This window comes from Streptomyces callyspongiae (assembly GCF_047200695.1).
Classification (GTDB): Bacteria; Actinomycetota; Actinomycetes; order Streptomycetales; family Streptomycetaceae; genus Streptomyces.
The window spans coordinates 198355-217088 of the sequence record NZ_JBJZOM010000001.1 but is presented as its reverse complement, the minus strand read 5'-3'; the positions used below and the strand labels follow the sequence as shown (position 1 = coordinate 217088).

The window sequence follows — 18734 nt, the reverse complement described above, 5'->3', positions numbered from 1 at the left end:
GTGGTCCGGTGGCGTCAGGCGGACGTCAGGGCCCAGATCCCCACGGCGAAGCAGACGGCCGCGAGCAGCAGGACCGGCAGGGCCACGGCGAGGGGTGGCCCGGGGCGTCGTGCGGTCGCGGTCGCGGCTGCGGGGCGGTGCACCGGCGGTGGTGGTGTCAGCACGGGGGTGGGGGTGGAAACCTGACCGACGGCCCGTGGGGGCGTCGCGGCCGCTCCGGGGGTGCCGGTCGGTGGGGTGGCGGGCTGCGGAGGTGCGAGGCGGTAGCTGCCCGTCGTCGAGGTGTCCGGGGCGGAGCCTGCCGCCGCCCCGGCAGCATCGCCGCCGTGCGCGGGCCCCTGCGGGCCGTACCCCTCCGGCAGCGGACCCAGGCGGTCCGGGATGTCGAGGGGCGTGTGCACCGCTGCGGCGTCCGTGCCGAGCAGTTCCGCCGCCTCGGCGAGCGCCTTGCGCACTCCGGTCGCGGTGCGGAACCGGTCCTGCGGGTCGGGCTGCAGCAGCATGCCGATCACCTGCCACAGCGCTTCCGGCACCCGTGCCGGTGCGGGCGGTACGCCGCCGGCCTGCTCGAAGCGGTTCATCAGGTCGAACGCGTCCGGCTTCTCCCCCGTCAGCAGGTAGAGAGCGACCAGGCCGACGGCGTACAGGTCGGCGGTGGCGTCCGGGTCGGCGCCCTGCATCTGCTCGGGCGCGAAGTATCCGGGTGTGCCCACGATGAAGTCGGTGCCGGTCAGCCGCGGTTCGCCCTTGCGCATGGAGATGCCGAAGTCGGACAGCCGCACGTGGGGGCGGCCCGTTCCGGTGGGCTCCAGCAGGATGTTGGCCGGTTTGATGTCGCGGTGGATCACGTCCTCGGCGTGCACGGCCGCCAGGCCCGCCAGCAGTTGGTCCAGCAGGACGCAGACCGAGGACGGCGGCAGCGGACCGGAGTCGTGGATCAGGTGCGCGAGCGAACCGCCCCGCACGAGGTCCATGGTGAACAGCACCTTGTCGTCGTCGGCCGCCCAGCTCGCCGGGGCGAGCACGTGCGGGTGGTCGATGCGCAGGGCCTGTTCGCGGACGAAACGCAGCAGCGCGTGCGCGTCCCGCTGCTGCAGCACCTTCGCGGCGACGTAGCGCCGGCGGCGGTGGTCCCAGGCGCGCCACACCGCGCCCGCGCCGCCGCGCCCGATCGGGTCGACCAGCTCGTAGCGGCCGGCGAAGATCTCCCCCATGGTCAGCTCGCGTGCTCCTCGTAGTGTTTGACGGCGTCGGCGGTGCGTCCGGCCCCGTACACCCGCAGGAACTCGGCCAGCTCGGGGTGCTTCGCGGAGAGTTCGGCGGAGGCCTCGAGGATGTCGGCGGCGTCCGAGACGGAGCGCAGCAGCGCCTGGATCTCCCGGACGATGCGCTTCACCGGCGTCTGCGAGGCGCCCGTCGACCCGTTCGCTGTGGCGTTGAGCACATTCCCGCCCGCGGTGCGCTTGATGTCCTCCATACGCTGCGTAGCGTCGCCCGCGCTGATGTCGCCCCGGGCGACCTCGCCGGCCAGTTCCTGGAGGGCCTGGACGCGCTGCACCACCGCCGGGTTGCCGATCTTGGCACGCTGGCCGCTCATCAGTTGCGAGAGCATCGGCGCGGAGAGCCCCAGGACGGTGGCGAGGCGCGCCTGGTTGAGGCCGAGGTCGTCGATCAGGCGGCGGAACAGCGTCCCCAGCGGTTCGCCGTACCACTGGTTCTGCAGCTCTCGCGCCCTGGCGGCGGCTTCCTGTTGTGCTGCGTCCATGTCGCCTCTCCCTGGACTCCCATACCTTCGCCGTCGCGAACTTGCGGTGCATCCTACGGAGGGTGATGGGCGCAGGGCGATACCCGGTCGGAATCTGCTCCCGGGACCCGGTACGCTTATGCCCAGCGGGGCCTTAGCTCAGTTGGTAGAGCGCCGTCTTTGCATGGCGGATGTCAGGAGTTCGACTCTCCTAGGCTCCACCGCACGACCAGCGCGTCTCCTCTCCGGAGGGGGCGCGCTGGTCTTCGTAGCGGGGGTTGTCGTCAGCTTCCGAGTCATGACGAGCAGCCCTCTCGACCGTGCCCTCGGCGTCGCAGCGCCCGCCCCGACGGACCCTGGCCTCCACGGGACCCGGCGTCTCCGCATGTCCGGCCCTTCTCGCGAGGCCAGGAGCTTCAGTCGCCAACGAACCACAGGTAGCTGCCGGGAGTCTCCGTGCAGGCGCGCAGCAGGCTGCGGAGGTCCTGGACGGCCGCCACCTGCGCGTCACTCGTGCACCGTGTCATCATCTCGGGAATCTCGCGCAGCGCGGCAGCAGCCTGCTGCTCGTCGAGTGTCGTATCTCCGTACGGATCGACATGGGGGAGAACGCCGGGGCCGGAATCGGCCATCAGCAGGAGGAGACCGGTGAGTTCGTCTCCGTATGCGTAGGAGCCACGGAGGAACGTCTTCCTGGACCTGCGCCAGTCCAGGATCGGTCGCCCGGTATGCAGTTCGAGTTCTACTCCCACGAAGGCCTCCTCCTGGCGGGTACGTTCACTCGCCACTGTGCTTCCGGAGCTCGATCAGCCCTGTTCATTCCCGAGGATCCGCGGGGCTGCCCGGCACGGTGCCCGGCGCGGGCCCGTCCAACCGCCTCACCATCAGCTGTTCGCGGGTGTCGTCCTGCGGCAGAAGGCGGCCGGGTTCCGCCGCCGGCACGAAGCCGTGGCGCCGGTACAGCGCCCTCGCCGGCTCGTTGCCCGGGAGGACTGCGAGTCGCAGCACTCCGAAGTCCGAGGCGCGGGCCCAGGCGACCACTGCGGCGACGAGCCGGTCGCCGAGGCCGTGGCCCCGCAGGTGGGGACTCACCCACAGCGAGTGCAGCTCCCCGGTGCCGTCCTGGCCGGGGACGCCCCGGGCCATGCCGACGGGGCGGCCTTCCTGCAGTGCGACGACGTGGTGGGCGCCCGGTAGCGCCATGCGGGTGCGCCACTGCTCCTCTCCGCCGGCGTGCCAGTCCGCGAGCCGGGAGGTGAAGGCATGCGGAGCATCCGTCAGGGCGGCGAGGCGCGCCTCCCGCCACAGCGGCCAGTCGCGGGTCGTGAGCGTGCGCAGGATCACCATGCGGACGAGTGTGTCCCACGCCCGTGCCGACGGGTCCCTGCCGGGCCTCGGCGACGGCGGCGGGCGTGACATTCCTCGCCGCGGTGGTGGGCGGCACCGTGGGCCGTATTCGAACTAGAATCGAACAATGACCTCCGAAGACCTCCCCGCCCCGGGTGGCGGCGACGGCCCGGTGGCCGTGGTGCGGCTGCCCGACGGGCAGGCGGTACTCGCGGTCGTGCGCGGCCGCCGCCAGGAGGCGGACGGCTCCTGGTGGTACGAGCTGGAGCTTCCGCTCTTCGCCCGTACCCAGACGCGGGACGGACGGTTGCGGGCCGAACCGGAGCCCGTCCACTTCCTCGCTCCCGCCTCGCAGGACGTCGTCCTGGCCGTCCCCGGCGAGGACTACGGCGAGGTGCCCACCCGCCGCGATCCCGCGGCTGTCCGCCGTGACGGGCGCCGCCGCATCCTGGGACGTCCCCGTCCCTCCTTCCCCTGGGACGGCTGAGGGGCCCCGAGGGTGCCTCGGCGCTTGTCCGGTCACCCTGGTGGCCGCTGCGCCGCTCCACCGGGCTCGTAGGCATCCTGCAGGCGTTCCTGCGCCTCCTCCAGCAGTGCCCTCTCCCCGGCCTCGAGCGCGAGCACCAGGTGCCGGTCCACGCCGGACGCGCCCACGACGCACGGCAGGGACAGCACGGTGCCGTCCGGGAGCCCGTAGGCGGCGGGAACGCGTCCGGAGACGCTCAGGATGCGGCGCTCGTCCCGCAGCACGCACTCCACAATGCTCACGGCGGCCGCTGCGGCGCCGTAGTTGGTGTAGCCCTTGCGGCGGTGGATCTCCCGCCCACGATCGTGCGTGAACGCGACCAGCTCACGCTTCATGGTGTCGATGTCGATACCGGAGGCCCGGGGGAAGTCGGCGAGCGCGACGCCTCCGACGTGCGCGGCGGACCACACGCAGAACGAGCTGTCGCCATGCTCGCCGACCATGTAGGCGTGCACGTTCCGGTGGTCGACGCCGAGCCGTCCGGCCAGCGCGTACTTGAGGCGGGCGGTGTCGTTGACGGTTCCGCTGCCGATGACGGCGGCGGGGTCGCGCCGGGTGCAGTTCTGCGCGATCCGGGTCAGCAGATCCACCGGGTTGGAGACGAGCAGGAGGACCGCCTCGGGCGCCGCCTCGTCGAGCGCGGAGACCAGCGAGCGGACGATCGGGGCGTTGCGAGCGCACAGGTCCAGCCGGCTCTGTCCTGCGGTGACGGTCGGCCCCGCCGCCAGCACGACCACGGCACACCCCGCCAGGTCGCCGAGGTCGTCGGTGACGTCGACCTCCTGCTCGCGCAGGTGGGGCACGGCGTCGGCGATGTCCCAGCCCTCGCCCTCGACCTTGGCGAGCGTGCGGTCGTACAGGACCAGGCGCCGGCACGTCTCCCGCAGCACCAGGGCGTTGGCGACCGCCGCGCCGAGGTGTCCGGCACCGACGACGCCGACCTTCGCCCGCGGTCGTGCGAACCCCATGGGCCGACCCCCTCTCGGGACCCCGGCCCTCAGGCTACGTCCGGGGACCGGCGGGCGCCCGCCGTGCGGGCGGCCGCCGGCTCACCGCCGGGCGTCTCAGGCGTTGTCGTCGCGCTGCTTCGCCTCGACCTCCGGATCGAGGAGGGCGCGGCCCGCGTCGTCCTCCTGCATCGCTTCCATCTCCTCGTCGATCACCTCGGTGGCCGGCGGCGGCTCCACGAGCCAGTCCGGGTTGGCCTGCCGGTCCCACCAGCGCCAGGCGGCGTACGCGCCGCCCGCGAGCAGCCCGAGCACGCCCAGCCGTTTGGCGAGGCGCGCCACCCGGGCCCGGCCGTCGCGGCGGCGGGAGATCCGCCGCAGGTCGCGCGGCGTGATCTCGCCGCGCAGCGCCGCGTAGGCGGCGGCGCCGCGGGCGGCCGCCTCGCGGCGGGCGGGCTCGGCGGCCTCCCTTGCGTGCTCCAGGTGGGGACGGGCGTAGCGATCGGCCTGCCGCGCCGCCTTCCGGGTGTGTTTCGCCGCCTTCCTGGCGGTCTTCCTCGCGTTCTTCTCGAACTCCGGCGGCAGCGAGCCGCGTGCCTGTGCCAGACGCGGCACGACGTGCGCGTCGTAGTTGTCGCGGGCGGCATGGCGTGCCTGGTGTGCGGCCGACGACACCTTCGGGCCCAGGTAGGCTCCCGCCTCGTGCGCGTAGTGGGAGGCGTGCTCCCGGGCACTCTCCGCGTAGGGCGCCATCGCCTCCGCGGCGTGCCGCACGCTGTCCTTGGCACTGCCGGCCGCGTGGCGGGCGCTGTCGATGCGGGTCACTTCTCCTCCTCGGTGGCGTGTTCAGGACCTCGGAAGCGGCCTCTCGGACGTACCGGGGCCTGAAGGAACGACACTGTGTCGCCTTCCACTCGTTGCCAGGATCATGCCTGGCGGGGTGGCGCGAAGCACGTACCGTCGCGCATACGGGTCACATCGGACCCGTGCTGCGGGGTCCGTGGGAGGATCGGTGGCGTCAGAACGGACGAGGGAAGGTAGATCGTGGCTGAGCAGCTTTTCGCCACACTGAAGACCAACAACGGCGACATCACGGTGCGGCTCTTCCCGGACCAGGCGCCGAAGACGGTCAAGAACTTCGTGGAGCTCGCCGAGGGCACCCGTGAGTGGACCCACCCGAAGACGGGCAAGAAGACGACCGACAGGCTCTACGACGGCACGGTCTTCCACCGCGTGATCAGCGGGTTCATGATCCAGGGCGGTGACCCGCTGGGCAACGGCACCGGCGGTCCCGGGTACGAATTCGGTGACGAGTTCCACCCCGACCTGTCCTTCGACCGGCCGTACCTGCTGGCCATGGCGAACGCGGGCCCGGGGACGAACGGGTCGCAGTTCTTCGTCACGGTGGCGCCCACCACCTGGCTGACCGGCAAGCACACCATCTTCGGCGAGGTCGCGGACGAGGCCGGCAAGAAGGTCGTCGACGCCATCGGAGCGACCAGCACCAACCCGCGGACCGACCGTCCGGTCAACGACGTGGTCATCGAGTCGGTCGTCATCGAGCGCCGCTGACGAGGGCGGGGTCCCGTCCGCCCCGCGGTACGCGGTCGTGCGGGCGGACGGGGCACGCTGGAGGGGAAGGAGCGGCGCCATGGACGGACAGCACCCATCTCAGAGCCGGTCGGACACCACCTGCTACCGGCATCCGGACCGGGAGACGGGCATCCGGTGTACGCGGTGCGAGCGGCCGATATGTCCCGACTGCATGATCTCGGCCGCTGTCGGCTACCAGTGCCCCGAGTGTGTGCGGCCCGGGTCCGGCACCGGGCACCGGCCGGGGGCGGAACAGCCGCGCACCCTGGCGGGCGGGAAGGTCGCGGCGGACACTTGGCTGGTCACCAAGATCCTGCTCGGACTGAACCTGGCGGTGTTCGTCGCCGTGCTCGCCCTGGGCACCTCGTTCTCGAACGAGATGCTGTTGTTCGGCCGGGCGGTCACGGAGCGGTTCGGCCCGGTGGAAGGCGTGGCGGAGGGACAGTGGTACCGGCTGCTCACCTCGGCCTTCACCCACCAGGAGATCTGGCACATCGGCATGAACATGCTGGTGCTGTACATGGTGGGACCGCGTCTGGAGGCCGCGCTGGGCCGCGGCCGGTACCTCGCGCTTTACCTGCTGTCCGCGCTCGGCGGCAGCGTGCTCACCTACGTCGTCGCAGCTCCCTATGAGGCGTCGCTGGGAGCCTCGGGCGCGATCTTCGGGCTCTTCGGTGCCGTCGCGGTGCTGGTGCGGCGGCTGCGGTACGACATGCGGCCGATCCTCATCCTGCTGGGGGTGAACCTGGTCTTCACCTTCACCCTGCCGAACATCGCCTGGGAGGCGCACCTGGGCGGCCTGGCCGCGGGGGCGGTGATCGCCTACGCCATGGTCCACGCGCCGCGGGAGCGACGGGCGCTGGTGCAGTACGGCACCTGTGCGGCGGTCCTCGTCGTCGAAGTGGCAGCCGTCGTGCTGCGTACGGTGTCCCTCACCGGGTGACGGGGCCCGCCCGGCCGGTGGGTGGCCGGGCGGGCCTCACGGACTTGTCCACAGCTCTCCGCGCGTGTTGTGCATGGTGTGCACAACATGACCCGTACGTGCGGCGACTCGCTCAGGCGTGCGTTTCCCCAGGGTGATCAAGGGATTCCGTTGCCGCGCGTACGGGTGGACAGTCGTACCGGCGTCAACCTGGCTCTGAGTTATCCACAGATCGTCGTAAGTTTTCCCATGCTGTGGATCGGGCTGTGGATAACTTTCCGCCGGGCGGAAGAGAGCCTCGCGCCGCGAGAGGGCAGGACGGCACTCCGGAGCAGGATCGTGCTGCGGGACGGGCGTCCCCGCGGGGCGCCCGCTACTTCCACTGCGTGGAGACGACGAACCCCGTGGCGATGAAGCCGAAGCCGACGATGATGTTCCAGTTGCCGATCGCCTCGAGCGGCAGCGCACCACTGGTCACGTAGAAGACCACGATCCACGCGATGCCCAGGCCGAAGAGGGCCAGCATGAGCGGGGCGACCCAGCGGCGCCCTGCGCCCGTCAGGTCGATCTCGCTCTTCTTCGCCGGCGGCGGCGTGTAATCGTCCTTCTTGCGGATACGTGACTTCGGCACGAGGGGGCTCCTGTCGATGCGCTTCGTGACCGCGCTGAGAGAATCGATGGGGCTGTGGTCCGTTAGCGTAGTGCGTATCAGGCGTGGAGGGAGACCAGGGTACGTGTCCGGGATGCACTTGAGGCCGGCGCGGCTGGCCTCCATCGCAATCTTCGCCCTCGCCGGGCTCATCTTCTGGGTCAGTTTCCACACGGCCCGGGGGACCGACATCCGCACCGACGAGACCATGCTGCGCATGTCGGACCTGATACGCGAACGCAGTGAGAAGAACGGGCGCCTGGAGTCCTCGGCCGCCCAACTGCGGTCCGACGTCGACGCCCTGGCCGAGCGCGACCAGGGCGTCACCGAACCCGAGCGGCGCCGGCTGGAGCGCTCCGAGAAGCGGGCGGGCACCACGAAGGTCACCGGCTCCGGCATGACGGTGACACTCACCGACGCCCCGCCGGACGCGGTGCCGCTGATCCCCGGAGTCCCGGATCCCTCGCCCAACGACCTGGTGATCCACCAGCAGGACCTCCAGGCCGTGGTGAACGCCCTGTGGCGGGGCGGGGCGCGCGGCATCAAGGTCATGGACCAGCGGCTGATCAGCACCAGCGCGGTCCGCTGCGTCGGCAACACCCTGATCCTCCAGGGGAGGGTCTACTCTCCGCCCTACCGCGTCACCGCGGTCGGCAACCCGGCCGACCTCCGCCGGGCGATCGACACCTCGCCGGACATTCAGAACTACCTCGGCTACGTCGACGCCTACGGACTCGGCTGGGACGTCCAGCAGCACGCGAAGGTCACCGTCCCCGGGTACTCCGGCACGGTGGACCTGCAGCACGCCGAGCCCGCGGAGTGACGTGACGGGGAGCACGCCGCGCGCAGCGGCCGGGTTGCACGGGGACGCGCCCCGCGAGGCTCCGGCCCCTTTAGTCTGGAGGCGCGTCGCGCGAAGTGCGGCGCGCGGATCGGAAGGACGGCAAGACCGGATGTACGGCTGGATCTGGCGGCACCTGCCGGGCAACACCCCTGTGCGGGCTCTGATTTCGCTGTTGCTCGTGCTCGGTGCGGTGTTTCTCCTGTTCCAGTACGTCTTCCCCTGGGCGGAGCCGCTCCTGCCGTTCAACGACGTGACCGTCGACGGCGGCGGTGAAGGAGCGTAGACGGATCATGGGCGCGCGGATTCTCGTCGTCGACAACTACGACAGCTTCGTCTACAACCTCGTCCAGTACCTCCACCAGCTCGGTGCCGAGTGCGAGGTGGTGCGGAACGACGAGGTGCGGACCGAACACGCCCGGGACGGGTTCGACGGCGTGCTGCTGTCACCCGGCCCGGGGACGCCCGAAGAAGCGGGCGTGTGCGTCGACATGGTGAAGCACTGCGCCGGCAGCGGGAGGCCGGTGTTCGGGGTGTGCCTGGGCATGCAGTCCATGGCCGTCGCCTACGGCGGCGTCGTGGACCGGGCACCGGAGCTGCTGCACGGCAAGACCTCTCCGGTGAGTCACGACGGGGTGGGCGTCTTCGCGGGACTGCCCTCGCCGTTCACGGCGACCCGCTACCACTCGCTGGGCGTGGAGCGCGCCACCGTGCCGGAGTCCGAGCTGCGCATCACCGCCTGGACGGAGTCCGGGGTGGTGATGGGTCTGCGGCACCGCACGCTCCCGGTCGAGGGCGTGCAGTTCCATCCCGAGTCGGTTCTGACGGAGTGGGGGCACCGAATGCTGGCCAACTGGCTCTCGGAGTGCGGGTACCCGGGTGCGGTGGAGCGTTCCGCCGGCCTGGCGCCCGTCGTGGGCACGTGACGCAGGGGCGTCCGGGGGAGGAACCCCGCCGGGACCCGTACGGCGACGAGGAGTACCGGCACGGCACGTACGACGGCCGCACCGCCGGGTCCCGGGCGTACGAGGAGTACGGCCGTGACCCGTACGGCGTCGGCAGCGTCCACCAGGACGGTGGACGGGGCGGCGGGGCGGTCGCCGGGTCGCAGAACTCCTGGGAGGCCGGCGGGGGCGCCACCCCGTGGGAATCCGCCCTGTACCAGCCGTACGCGCCGCGTCACGACGACTACCGGGCCGCCGTCGATGCGCTCCGCGACCCGTTGACGGATCCGCTGCCGTCCGGCGACTCCGGGAGCGGATGGGGAGAAACCGCGTCCTCCTGGACACCGGAGGGAAGCGGCGCCCAGGGCGGCGCCCACGGCGCCGGGGCCGGGACGGAGCCGGCCTCGCCGTGGTTCCGCCCTTCCCGGGAGCCGGGGCAGGGCGGCGCGCAGGCGCCCCAGTCATCCCAGGCGCCCCAGCCCCCGCAGAGGCCTCAGGAGCACCAGGGGCAGTGGGGCCGGCAGCCGCACCCGCAACACCGGCAGCCGCACCCGCAGCAATCCCCGCCCCAGCAGCCCCAGCAGCCGCATCCGCAGGACCGGCGTCCTCCGCAGCAGCAGGGCGGCCCACCGCCCGGTCGCCGCAGACCCCAGGACGCGGGCGGCACCATGGCGATGCCGGCCGTCACCGGGCCCGGAGAGCCCTCGGCACCCCGTGGCGGCGGGTCGCCGGGCGTGCCCGGCTCCCGCGCCGGGACGGAGGCCGAGCAGGGACCCGGGGCGGAGCGCTCCCGCTCGGCGCACGAGCCGTCCACCGAGGTGGAGGAGAGCGCCTCGCGCCGTCCCGAACCGCAGGACGACGGGAACCACACCGTCGCCTTCCGGCGCCTCTCCGAGGAGGATCTCTCCGGACGTGCCGCGCGCCGCCGCACCGCGGCGAAGGGGGCCGCTCCGGCACGGGCCATGACGCGGCTGGAGGCGCGCCGGGCGGCGCGTGCCGCGAAGGACGGGCCGGCCGTTCTGCTGAGCCGCGCCATCGGCGAGGTGTTCATCACCTGCGGCGTCCTGATGCTGCTGTTCGTGGCCTACCAGCTGTGGTGGACGAACATCCTGGCCGACAACTACGCGGGCGGTGCCCGGGACAACCTGACGCGGAAGTGGGAGCAGGACCCGGAGCGGAAGCCGGGCGCGTTCTCGCCCGGCCAGGGCTTCGCGATCATGTACATCCCGAAGCTGGACGTGGTGGTGCCGGTGGCGCAGGGCACCGACAAGGAGTCGGTCCTCGACCGCGGGCTCGTGGGGCACTACGACGAGGCCTCCGGCGTGAAGACGGCGATGCCCTGGGACAAGCAGGGCAACTTCGGGGTCGCCGGGCACCGCAACACCCACGGCGAGCCGTTCCGGTACGTCAACCGGCTGGTGGCGGGCGACAAGGTGATCGTGGAGACCGCGGACACCTACTACGTCTACGAGATGTACAGCAGGCTGCCGTCCACGCCGCCCTCGAACGTGAGCGTGCTGGACGACGTCCCGCCGCAGTCCGGGTTCGACGAGCCCGGCCGCTACCTCACCCTGACGACCTGCACGCCCGAGTTCACGTCCCGGTACCGGCTGATCGTGTGGGGCAGAATGGTGTCCGAGCGTCCGCGCAGCGAAGGCAAGCCGGACGCTCTCGTGGAGTAGAGGCACCAGGGGAACGGGTGGGGACCGCCGGTGGCAGGCACAGCACCGCAGGAACGCGTCGGTACCGGCGGGAGGACGGAGGGGGAGGACCCCCGACCGCCCGGCGGGGACACTCCGGGAGAGCCGGCGGGGCGCCGCAGGGGCCGGGGCCGCCGGGTGGTGCGCGGGATCGCCGCCGCGGTCGGCGTGCTCGGTGAACTCCTCATCACCGCGGGGCTGGTGCTGGGACTGTTCGTCGTCTACTCGCTGTGGTGGACGAATGTCGTCGCCGACCGGCAGGCGCAGCAGCAGGGTGCCGAGGTGCGCGAGCGGTGGGCGGCCGGGCAGGACCGTTCCGGGCCGCAGGAGTCCGGTCCGGGCGAGCGGAACCTGCGCAACGGTGTGGGGTTCCTGCACGTGCCCGCCATGTCCGAGGACGACATCCTGGTGACCAGGGGGACGAGCACGGACCATCTCAACCGGGGTGTGGCCGGCTACTACACCGACCCGGTGCGGGCGACCCTGCCGTGGGACGGCAAGGGCAACTTCTCGCTCGCCGCCCACCGGGACGGCCACGGCGCCCGGTTCCACAACATCCACGAGCTGCGCACGGGCGACGCGATCGTCTTCGAGACGGAGTTCACCTGGTACGTCTACCGGGTGTACGCGGTCCTCCCCGAGACCTCGAAGTACGACGTCGACGTGCTCGCGGACGTGCCGGAGGAGTCGGGCCGCAAGCGGGCCGGTCGCTACGTCACCCTGACGACGTGCACGCCGATGTACACCTCGGAGCACCGGTACATCGTCTGGGGCGAGCTGGACCGCACCGTCCCGGTCGACCACGACCGCACCCCGCCGAAGGAGCTGCGCTGAGGCAGGCGCCGCACCCGGGGCGGGCGGGGCGTACCCACGCGTGAGGGGCCGGACCCACCAGGAGTCCGGCCCCTCACGCCTCGCACGGGGTGCGCGGCGGGCGGGTCAGCCGTTGCCCGACGGGCCGCCGAAGAAGCCTCCGCCGCCGCTGTCCTCGGCGGCGTAGATCGTCACCACCGAGCCCTTGGGCGCCTGACTGCCCGGCGCCGGGTTGGTGTTGACGACCACGGCCTTGTTCTCGTCGGTCGCGCCCTGCACGGCGACGCTGAACTCGAGCTGCTCGAGCTCGGCGCGGGCGTCCTTGACGCTCTTGGTGCGCACGTCCGGCACGGCGACCATCTCCTGCTGGGGCGGCGCCTTGGCGACGGTGAGCACGATGGTGGCACCGGGCGAGGCCTCGCCGGAGGGGTTCACCTCGATGACGGTCTCCGGGGTGTCGCCGGGGCTCTCCTTGTCCTGCCGGGCGACCTCGAAGCCGTTGGCGCGGATCTGGTTCGCGGCACTGGCGTAGTCCTGGCCCATGACGTCCGGCACCGTCTCCAGTCGCTGCTCGGCGACGGTGAGGGTGACGGTCGAGCCCTTCTCGACCTTGCTGCCGCCCGCCGGGTCCATGCCGATGACGCTGCCGGCCTCCTCGTCGGACTCCTGGTTCTCGCGCTGCACGGAGAAGCCGGCGTCCTCGAGGGTCTGCTGGGCGTCCTCGTACTGCTGGTCCTCGACGTCCGGGACCTCGACCGGTGCGGGGCCCTTGGACATGGTCAGGGTGACCGTGGCGCCCTTCTCGACCTGCGAGTCGGCCGCCGGGTCGGTGCTGCACACGGTCTGCTTGTCCTGCTTGCAGTACTCGCTGCCGCCCTTGGCCACCTCCAGCCCGCGGTTCTCCGCGGACTGCTTGGCGTCCTGGTAGCTCTGGCCGACCAGGTTGGGCATCGAGAACTTGTCGCTGCTGCCGTTGCCGCTGAAGACGACCTGGCCGATGAAGATCGCTCCGATGAGGACCAGGATCAGCGCCACGACGAGCAGGATCGTGGACGTGTTGCTCTTCTTCTGCGGCCCGCGCCGGCCGCCGCGGCCGTCGTCGTAGTAGCCGCCGTCGTCGTCGCGCATCGGCGGCAGCATGGACGTACGGGCGTCCTGGGTGCGCAGTGCCGTGGTGGGGCGGTCGTCGTGGTCGGAGCCGTAGCCGTTCGCGTACCCGACCGCTCCCATGGCGGCGGTGGCGGCGACGGGCTGCCCGTCGAGGGAGGCCTCGATGTCGGCACGCATCTCGTCGGCGCTCTGGTACCGGTAGTCCGGGTCCTTCGCCAGCGCCCGCAGCACGATCGCGTCCTGGCCCGGGGTGATCTCCGGGTCGAACAGGCTGGGCGGCTGCGGCTCCTCACGGACGTGCTGATAGGCCACCGCGACCGGCGAGTCGCCGACGAACGGGGGCCGTACGGTGAGCAGTTCGTAGAGCAGGCAGCCGGTGGAGTAGAGGTCGGAACGGGCGTCCACCTGCTCGCCCTTGGCCTGTTCCGGGGAGAGGTACTGGGCCGTGCCGATGACCGCTGCCGTCTGCGTCATCGTCATGCCGGAGTCGCCCATGGCGCGGGCGATGCCGAAGTCCATCACCTTGACCTGGCCGTTGCGCGTCAGCATGACGTTCGCCGGTTTGATGTCCCGGTGCACGATGCCGTTGCGGTGCGAGTACTCCAGCGCCTGGAGGATGCCGATGCACATCTCCATCGCACGCTCCGGCAGGAGCTTGCGGCCCGAGTGCAGGAGTTCGCGGAGGGTCGAGCCGTCGACGTACTCCATCACGATGTACGGGATGGAGACGTCGCCCACGTAGTCCTCGCCGGTGTCGTACACGGCGACGATCGCGGGATGGTTCAGCGAGGCGGCAGACTGGGCCTCCCGGCGGAAGCGGGCCTGGAACGACGGGTCGCGGGCGAGGTCGACGCGGAGCGTCTTGACCGCCACGGTACGGCCCAGGCGGGTGTCATGGGCGAGGTACACCTCGGCCATGCCGCCGCGGCCGAGCACCGAGCCCAGCTCGTACCGGCCGCCCAGGCGACGCGGCTCTTCCATAGTCTCCAGCCCTCTCCGAATCTCCGGACCGCACCCTGGCGTACGCGCGCCGGCGGTGTGCTGCTCGGCATACGGTACCCGTCCGCCCGCAGCGGATTGACGTGACCGGGGTCACCAGGGGTGGGGTGCCCGGTTCACGGCTTTTCCTCAAGTACGGCCTGCATGACGGCCTTGGCGACGGGTGCGGCGAGTGTGCTGCCGCCGATCTCCTCGCGGACTGTGTCGGAACTCTCGATGACCACGGCCACCGCCACCGGGGAGCTGCCGTCCTGCTGCTTGGCGTAGGAGACGAACCAGGCGTACGGCTTCTGGCTGTTGCCGACGCCGTGCTGGGCGGTGCCCGTCTTGCCTCCGACGGTGACGTTCGGCAGTTTGGCCGGGGCTCCGGTGCCGTCGGGGTCGTTCACGACCGCTTCCATGCCGCCCTGGACCTGCTGGGCGACGTCGGCCGGGAGCGCCTCGTTGAGCACCTCGGGTTCGGTGTGCTCGATGATGTCCAGGTTGGGGGCGCGCAACGTGTCGACCATGTACGGCTTCATCAGCGTGCCGTCGTTGGCGATGGCGGCGGTCGCCATCGCCATCTGCAGCGGGCTGGCCGTCACCGATCCCTGGCCGATGCCGCCCATGGCGTTCTGGTCCGGGTCGATCTGCGGGAACGAGCTGGCCACGGAGCGCACCGGGACGAACTGCTCCTCGTTGAAGCCGAACTTCTCCGCCGTCTCCTTCATCTTCTCGTTGCCGAGCTCGTCGCTGATCTTCGCGAAGACGTTGTTGCAGGAGTACTTGAGGGCGTCCCGGATCGAGGCGTTCTTGCAGGGGATGTTCTCCGACCAGTTCGGCAGCGGGTTGCCGGAGGTCGGGAGGTTGTACGGGCTCGGGCTGTCGGTCTTCCCCTCGAGCGTGTACTTGCCGCTCTCCAGCGCCGCGGCCGCCGTGATGATCTTGAAGGTGGAGCCGGGCGGGTAGACCTGGCGCAGGGCCCGGTTCAGCATCGGCTGCGAGGGGTCGTTCTTCTTCTGCATCGCGGACCAGCTCTCCTGGTCCGCCTGCGACATGCCGGCGATGCTCGAGGGGTCGTAGGAGGGAGTGCTGGCGAGGGCGAGGATCTTCCCGGTCTCCGGGTCGATCGCCACCGCGGCGCCCTCCTTGCCCTGCAGACCGTCGAAGGCCGCCTGCTGGGCGGACGGCAGCAGCGTGGTGTGGACGTTGCCGCCGCCCTCCTCCTCCCCGGTCAGCATGCTGACGGTGCGGTCGAAGAACAGCCGGTCGTCGGTGCCCGTCAGGAAGGAGTCGTAGACGCCCTCCAGCAGCGTCTCGCCGTAGATCTGCGCGGAGAACCCGGTGACCGGCGCCCACAGCTCGCCGTTCTTGTAGGTCCTCTTGTACGTGAAGTCGCTGCTGTCGGTCTTCGTGGAGCCGGTCAGCTTCGTGTCGTGGGCGGCGTAGATGTTGCCGCGGGGCTTGCTGTAGCGCTCGATGAGACCACGGCGGTTGTGCTGGTCGCTCTGCAGCTCGTCGGCCTGCACGAACTGCAGCCAGTTCGCGCGGGCGAGCAGCGCGAAGATCAGGACGCCGGCGAAGAGGGCGATGCGTCGCAGGGGCTTGTTCACGGGCGTACCACCTGTGTCATTTCGGCGTCGGGGGAAGGCGCCGGGGCCGGCGCGGGGCGCCGGGCGGTGTCACTGATGCGCAGCAGGATCGCGACCAGCGCCCAGTTGGCGATGACGGACGAGCCGCCCTGCGCCAGGAAGGGCATGGTCATGCCGGTCAGCGGGATGAGTGCGGTGACGCCGCCCGCCACCACGAAGACCTGGAGCGCGAACGCGCCGGAGAGGCCGACGGCGAGCAGCTTGCCGAACGGGTCGCGGGCCGCGAGCGAGGTGCGGATGCCGCGCTCGATCAGCAGGCCGTAGAGGATGAGGACGGCCATCAGGCCGGTGAGGCCGAGCTCCTCGCCGACGGTCGCGAGGATGTAGTCGCTCTTGCTGGCGATGCCGCCGATCAGGCGGGAGTAGCCCTCGCCGAGCCCCGAGCCGAGCAGGCCGCCGGAACCGAAGGCGTAGATGGCCTGCGCGGTCTCCGTGACGCCGCCGTTCGCGCCGAGGGCGGTGGGGTTGAGCCAGTTCTGGACGCGGTCCCCCACGTGGTCGTTGAACGAGGCCACGAAGACGGCACCCGCCCCGGAGAGCAGCAGGCCGAAGACGATCCAGCTGGTCCGCTCGGTGGCGACGTACAGCATGATCACGAACATGCCGAAGAACAGCAGCGAGGTGCCCAGGTCGGTCTCGAAGACCAGGATCATCAGGCTCAGGGCCCAGATGGTGATGATCGGGCCGAGGTCGCGGCCGCGGGGCAGGTACAGGCCCATGAAGCGGCGGGAGGCCAGCGCGAGGGCGTCCCGCTTGACCATGAGGTAGCCGGCGAAGAACACCGCGATCACGATCTTGGCGAACTCGCCGGGCTGGAGGGAGCCCACGCCGGGAATGGTGATCCAGATCTTCGCGCCGTTGACGGCGGGGAAGAACATGGGCAGGGCCAGCAGCACCAGCGCCACCATCATGGAGATGTAGGTGTAGCGCTGCAGGATGCGGTGGTCCTTGAGCAGGATCAGCACGCCGACGAACAGCGCGATCCCGAACGCCGACCACATCAGCTGGCCGGGGGCCGCGTTCTTCGGCTGCAGGTACTCCACCTGGTCCAGCCGGTAGATGAGCACCAGGCCGAGACCGTTGAGCAGGGCGCCGATCGGCAGCATCAGCGGGTCGGCGTAGGGCGCCCACCTGCGGACGGCCAGGTGGCCGATGCCGGCCAGCGCGCCGATGCCGAGGCCGTAGCCCAGCATGCCGGCGGGCAGTTCGCCGTCGACGGCGAGCCCCACGTTGGCGTACGCGAGCGTGGGGATCAGCACCGCGAACACGAGCAGTGCCAGTTCGGTGTTGCGCCTGCTGGGGAGGCCCCCTGGGGACACCGTCGTGTTGCTGCCGGTGTTGATGTCGAGGTTGCTGCTCATCGCGCGTCCGGTCCCCTACTGCGTGGTGCACTGCTGGGCGAGTTCACGCTGCTTCTCGGTCAGCGTGGGACCGGGAGAGGGGGCGGCCTGGGAACCCGCGCCGTCGCCGGTGTCCGACGGGCTTCCGGCGCGGTCGCCGGCGCTCTGCCCGCTGCCGCCGGAGGTCCCGTCCTGCCGGTCCTTCTGCTGCTGCTCCCGCTCCTCCTGCCGCTCCTGCTCGGCCTTGCGCTTCTCGGCGGCGAGCATGCAGGCCTGTGCCTGGTCGCGCAGTTCACCGACCTTGTCGCGGGCCTGGTCGAGGCCGTCGGTGGTGATGGAGTCCTGGACCCGCTGCTGCTGGAACCGCGGCAGCGAGTCGAGCGGGATCTCCGGGTGGTCCTGGTGGACGCTGCTCAGGTCGAGACCGGCCAGCTCCTGGCTGAGACCCCGGTAGACCGCGACATGGTCGCCGTTCGCGCCGACGAAGTACTGCTGCTGCGTCCACGTCCACCCGCCGTACAGACCGCCGCCGACCACCGCCAGGGCGAGCAGGACGTACAGCGCGATCCGGAGGCGGCCGCCGCGCCGCGGCGGCTTGACGAAGTCGTCCGCCGCGTAGCGCCCGAAGGAGCCGGCGGCGGGGGGTGTTCCCGGCCCGTCGCCGCTGCCGGGCGGGCCGAAGCCGCCGTCGGCCGGGGAGCCGGTCTGTGGCTGCGGGGGGACCGCGCCGGTGCCGCCGCGCCCGAGCTGGGCGGCCCGGGCGGCCGGGGTGTGGGCGGCGTCGCCCGTCTGCTGCTGGTTCTCCGCGACGGCACCGACGATCACGGGCGTGTCGTTGAGCTGGGCGGCGGCCGCCTCGTCGGCGTCCACGTCGAGCACGTCGGCGATGATGCAGGTGATGTTGTCCGGCCCGCCGCCGCGCAGCGCGAGCTGGATCAGTTCCTCGACGGTCTCCTGCGGGCCCTGGTAGCCGGCGAGGGTGTCCTCGAGGGTCTGGTGGGAGACGACGCCGGACAGGCCGTCGGAGCAGACCAGGTACCGGTCGCCCGCCCGCACCTCGCGGATGGACAGGTCGGGTTCCACGTGGTCGCCGCTGCCGAGGGCGCGCATCAGCAGGGCGCGCTGCGGGTGGGTGGTCGCCTCCTCCTCGGTGATGCGCCCCTCGTCGACGAGTTTCTGCACCCAGGTGTGGTCGGCGGTGATCTGGGTGAGGCGGCCGTCGCGCAGCAGGTAGGCGCGGGAGTCGCCGACGTGCACCAGACCCAGGCGGCGGCCGGTCCACAGCAGGGCGGTGAGCGTGGTGCCCATGCCTTCCAGCTGCGGGTCCTCCGTGACCATGACGCGCAGCTGCTCGTTGGCGCGGTGCACCGCACTGCCGAGTTCCGTCAGCAGGTCGGAGCCGGGGATGTCCTCGTCCAGCTCCACGATGGTGGAGATCACCTCGGAGCTGGCGACCTCGCCGGCGGCCTGCCCGCCCATGCCGTCGGCGACCGCGAGCAGACGGGGGCCGGCGTAGCCGGAGTCCTCGTTGTGCTCGCGGATCATGCCGTCGTGGGATCCGGCTGCGAAGCGCAGCGACAGACTCATACGCACCTCGCCCGTCGGCTCCGGGTACATCCGCACGGTGC

The 18734-nt window shown here is 71.4% G+C and carries 19 protein-coding genes and 1 tRNA gene; 9 read left to right on the top strand and 11 right to left on the bottom strand.

Going from position 1 to position 18734, the window contains the following annotated elements; translation table 11 throughout:
* Window positions 1-14: 14 nt before the first annotated feature.
* Window positions 15-1214 carry a serine/threonine-protein kinase gene (locus ACL06G_RS01100; protein WP_412835194.1) on the bottom strand — a complete coding sequence of 400 codons (1200 nt, stop codon included), beginning with the start codon at window positions 1212-1214 and terminating at the stop codon, window positions 15-17.
* Between the two features lie 2 nt (window positions 1215-1216).
* Window positions 1217-1765 carry a helix-turn-helix domain-containing protein gene (locus tag ACL06G_RS01095; RefSeq protein ID WP_412784722.1) on the bottom strand — a complete coding sequence of 183 codons (549 nt, stop codon included), beginning with the start codon at window positions 1763-1765 and terminating at the stop codon, window positions 1217-1219.
* Window positions 1766-1892: 127 nt separating this feature from the next.
* Here ACL06G_RS01095 and ACL06G_RS01090 point away from each other — a divergent pair.
* Window positions 1893-1965: transfer RNA gene (locus ACL06G_RS01090), tRNA-Ala, on the top strand.
* A gap of 195 nt (window positions 1966-2160) precedes the next feature.
* Here ACL06G_RS01090 and ACL06G_RS01085 read toward each other — a convergent pair.
* Window positions 2161-2496 (bottom strand): hypothetical protein, encoded by a 336-nt coding sequence (locus ACL06G_RS01085; protein ID WP_412835193.1) that lies wholly within the window; start codon window positions 2494-2496, stop codon window positions 2161-2163.
* 64 nt (window positions 2497-2560) lie between these two features.
* The gene (locus ACL06G_RS01080; protein WP_412835192.1) at window positions 2561-3091 is read right to left on the bottom strand and encodes a GNAT family N-acetyltransferase; all 531 of its coding nucleotides are present in this window, start codon (window positions 3089-3091) and stop codon (window positions 2561-2563) included.
* A gap of 127 nt (window positions 3092-3218) precedes the next feature.
* Between ACL06G_RS01080 and ACL06G_RS01075 the strand changes: the two genes are divergently transcribed.
* Window positions 3219-3578 (top strand): hypothetical protein, encoded by a 360-nt coding sequence (locus tag ACL06G_RS01075; RefSeq protein WP_412835191.1) that lies wholly within the window; start codon window positions 3219-3221, stop codon window positions 3576-3578.
* A 32-nt stretch (window positions 3579-3610) separates the two neighbouring features.
* Here ACL06G_RS01075 and ACL06G_RS01070 read toward each other — a convergent pair whose 3' ends face one another.
* Together ACL06G_RS01070 and ACL06G_RS01065 are read right to left on the bottom strand one after the other, a co-directional pair.
* A complete protein-coding gene (locus ACL06G_RS01070) occupies window positions 3611-4585 on the bottom strand; it encodes a malate dehydrogenase (protein ID WP_412784728.1) in 975 nt (324 codons plus the stop codon).
* Window positions 4586-4681: 96 nt separating this feature from the next.
* Complete coding sequence (locus tag ACL06G_RS01065) at window positions 4682-5389, bottom strand: DUF5324 family protein (protein WP_412784729.1); 708 nt, start codon at window positions 5387-5389, stop codon at window positions 4682-4684.
* 219 nt (window positions 5390-5608) lie between these two features.
* On the opposite strand from ACL06G_RS01065, the gene ACL06G_RS01060 reads away from it, so the two are divergent.
* A complete protein-coding gene (locus tag ACL06G_RS01060) occupies window positions 5609-6136 on the top strand; it encodes a peptidylprolyl isomerase (RefSeq protein WP_412784730.1) in 528 nt (175 codons plus the stop codon).
* Window positions 6137-6215: 79 nt separating this feature from the next.
* Complete coding sequence (locus tag ACL06G_RS01055; protein ID WP_412835190.1) at window positions 6216-7100, top strand: rhomboid family intramembrane serine protease; 885 nt, start codon at window positions 6216-6218, stop codon at window positions 7098-7100.
* Between the two features lie 352 nt (window positions 7101-7452).
* Here the strand turns inward: ACL06G_RS01055 and crgA are convergent, their stop codons facing one another.
* Window positions 7453-7710 (bottom strand): cell division protein CrgA, encoded by a 258-nt coding sequence (gene crgA / locus ACL06G_RS01050; protein WP_412784732.1) that lies wholly within the window; start codon window positions 7708-7710, stop codon window positions 7453-7455.
* Between the two features lie 112 nt (window positions 7711-7822).
* Between crgA and ACL06G_RS01045 the strand changes: the two genes are divergently transcribed.
* From ACL06G_RS01045 to ACL06G_RS01025, 5 genes are all read left to right on the top strand, one after another.
* On the top strand, window positions 7823-8551 hold the full coding sequence (locus ACL06G_RS01045) for a DUF881 domain-containing protein (protein WP_412784899.1): 729 nt from the start codon (window positions 7823-7825) through the stop codon (window positions 8549-8551).
* A 130-nt stretch (window positions 8552-8681) separates the two neighbouring features.
* On the top strand, window positions 8682-8855 hold the full coding sequence (locus tag ACL06G_RS01040; protein WP_412784733.1) for a hypothetical protein: 174 nt from the start codon (window positions 8682-8684) through the stop codon (window positions 8853-8855).
* A gap of 7 nt (window positions 8856-8862) precedes the next feature.
* The gene (locus ACL06G_RS01035; RefSeq protein WP_412784734.1) at window positions 8863-9495 is read left to right on the top strand and encodes an aminodeoxychorismate/anthranilate synthase component II; all 633 of its coding nucleotides are present in this window, start codon (window positions 8863-8865) and stop codon (window positions 9493-9495) included.
* Window positions 9492-11195 (top strand): class E sortase, encoded by a 1704-nt coding sequence (locus tag ACL06G_RS01030; protein ID WP_412835189.1) that lies wholly within the window; start codon window positions 9492-9494, stop codon window positions 11193-11195. Before ACL06G_RS01035 ends, ACL06G_RS01030 begins: the two co-directional genes overlap by 4 nt.
* Window positions 11196-11225: 30 nt before the next feature.
* The gene (locus ACL06G_RS01025; RefSeq protein WP_412835188.1) at window positions 11226-12047 is read left to right on the top strand and encodes a class E sortase; all 822 of its coding nucleotides are present in this window, start codon (window positions 11226-11228) and stop codon (window positions 12045-12047) included.
* A gap of 105 nt (window positions 12048-12152) precedes the next feature.
* Here the strand turns inward: ACL06G_RS01025 and pknB are convergent, their stop codons facing one another.
* From pknB to ACL06G_RS01005, 4 genes are all read right to left on the bottom strand, one after another.
* Window positions 12153-14117, bottom strand: coding sequence for a Stk1 family PASTA domain-containing Ser/Thr kinase (gene pknB, locus ACL06G_RS01020; protein WP_412835187.1), 1965 nt, complete (start codon window positions 14115-14117; stop codon window positions 12153-12155).
* A 134-nt stretch (window positions 14118-14251) separates the two neighbouring features.
* Window positions 14252-15727, bottom strand: coding sequence for a peptidoglycan D,D-transpeptidase FtsI family protein (locus ACL06G_RS01015; RefSeq protein ID WP_412835186.1), 1476 nt, complete (start codon window positions 15725-15727; stop codon window positions 14252-14254).
* Window positions 15724-17127, bottom strand: a complete 1404-nt coding sequence (locus tag ACL06G_RS01010; protein ID WP_412835185.1) for an FtsW/RodA/SpoVE family cell cycle protein — start codon at window positions 17125-17127, stop codon at window positions 15724-15726. The genes ACL06G_RS01015 and ACL06G_RS01010 overlap by 4 nt, the downstream gene beginning before the upstream one ends.
* A 15-nt stretch (window positions 17128-17142) precedes the next feature.
* On the bottom strand, window positions 17143-18693 hold the full coding sequence (locus ACL06G_RS01005) for a PP2C family protein-serine/threonine phosphatase (protein ID WP_412835184.1): 1551 nt from the start codon (window positions 18691-18693) through the stop codon (window positions 17143-17145).
* Window positions 18694-18734 lie beyond the last annotated feature (41 nt).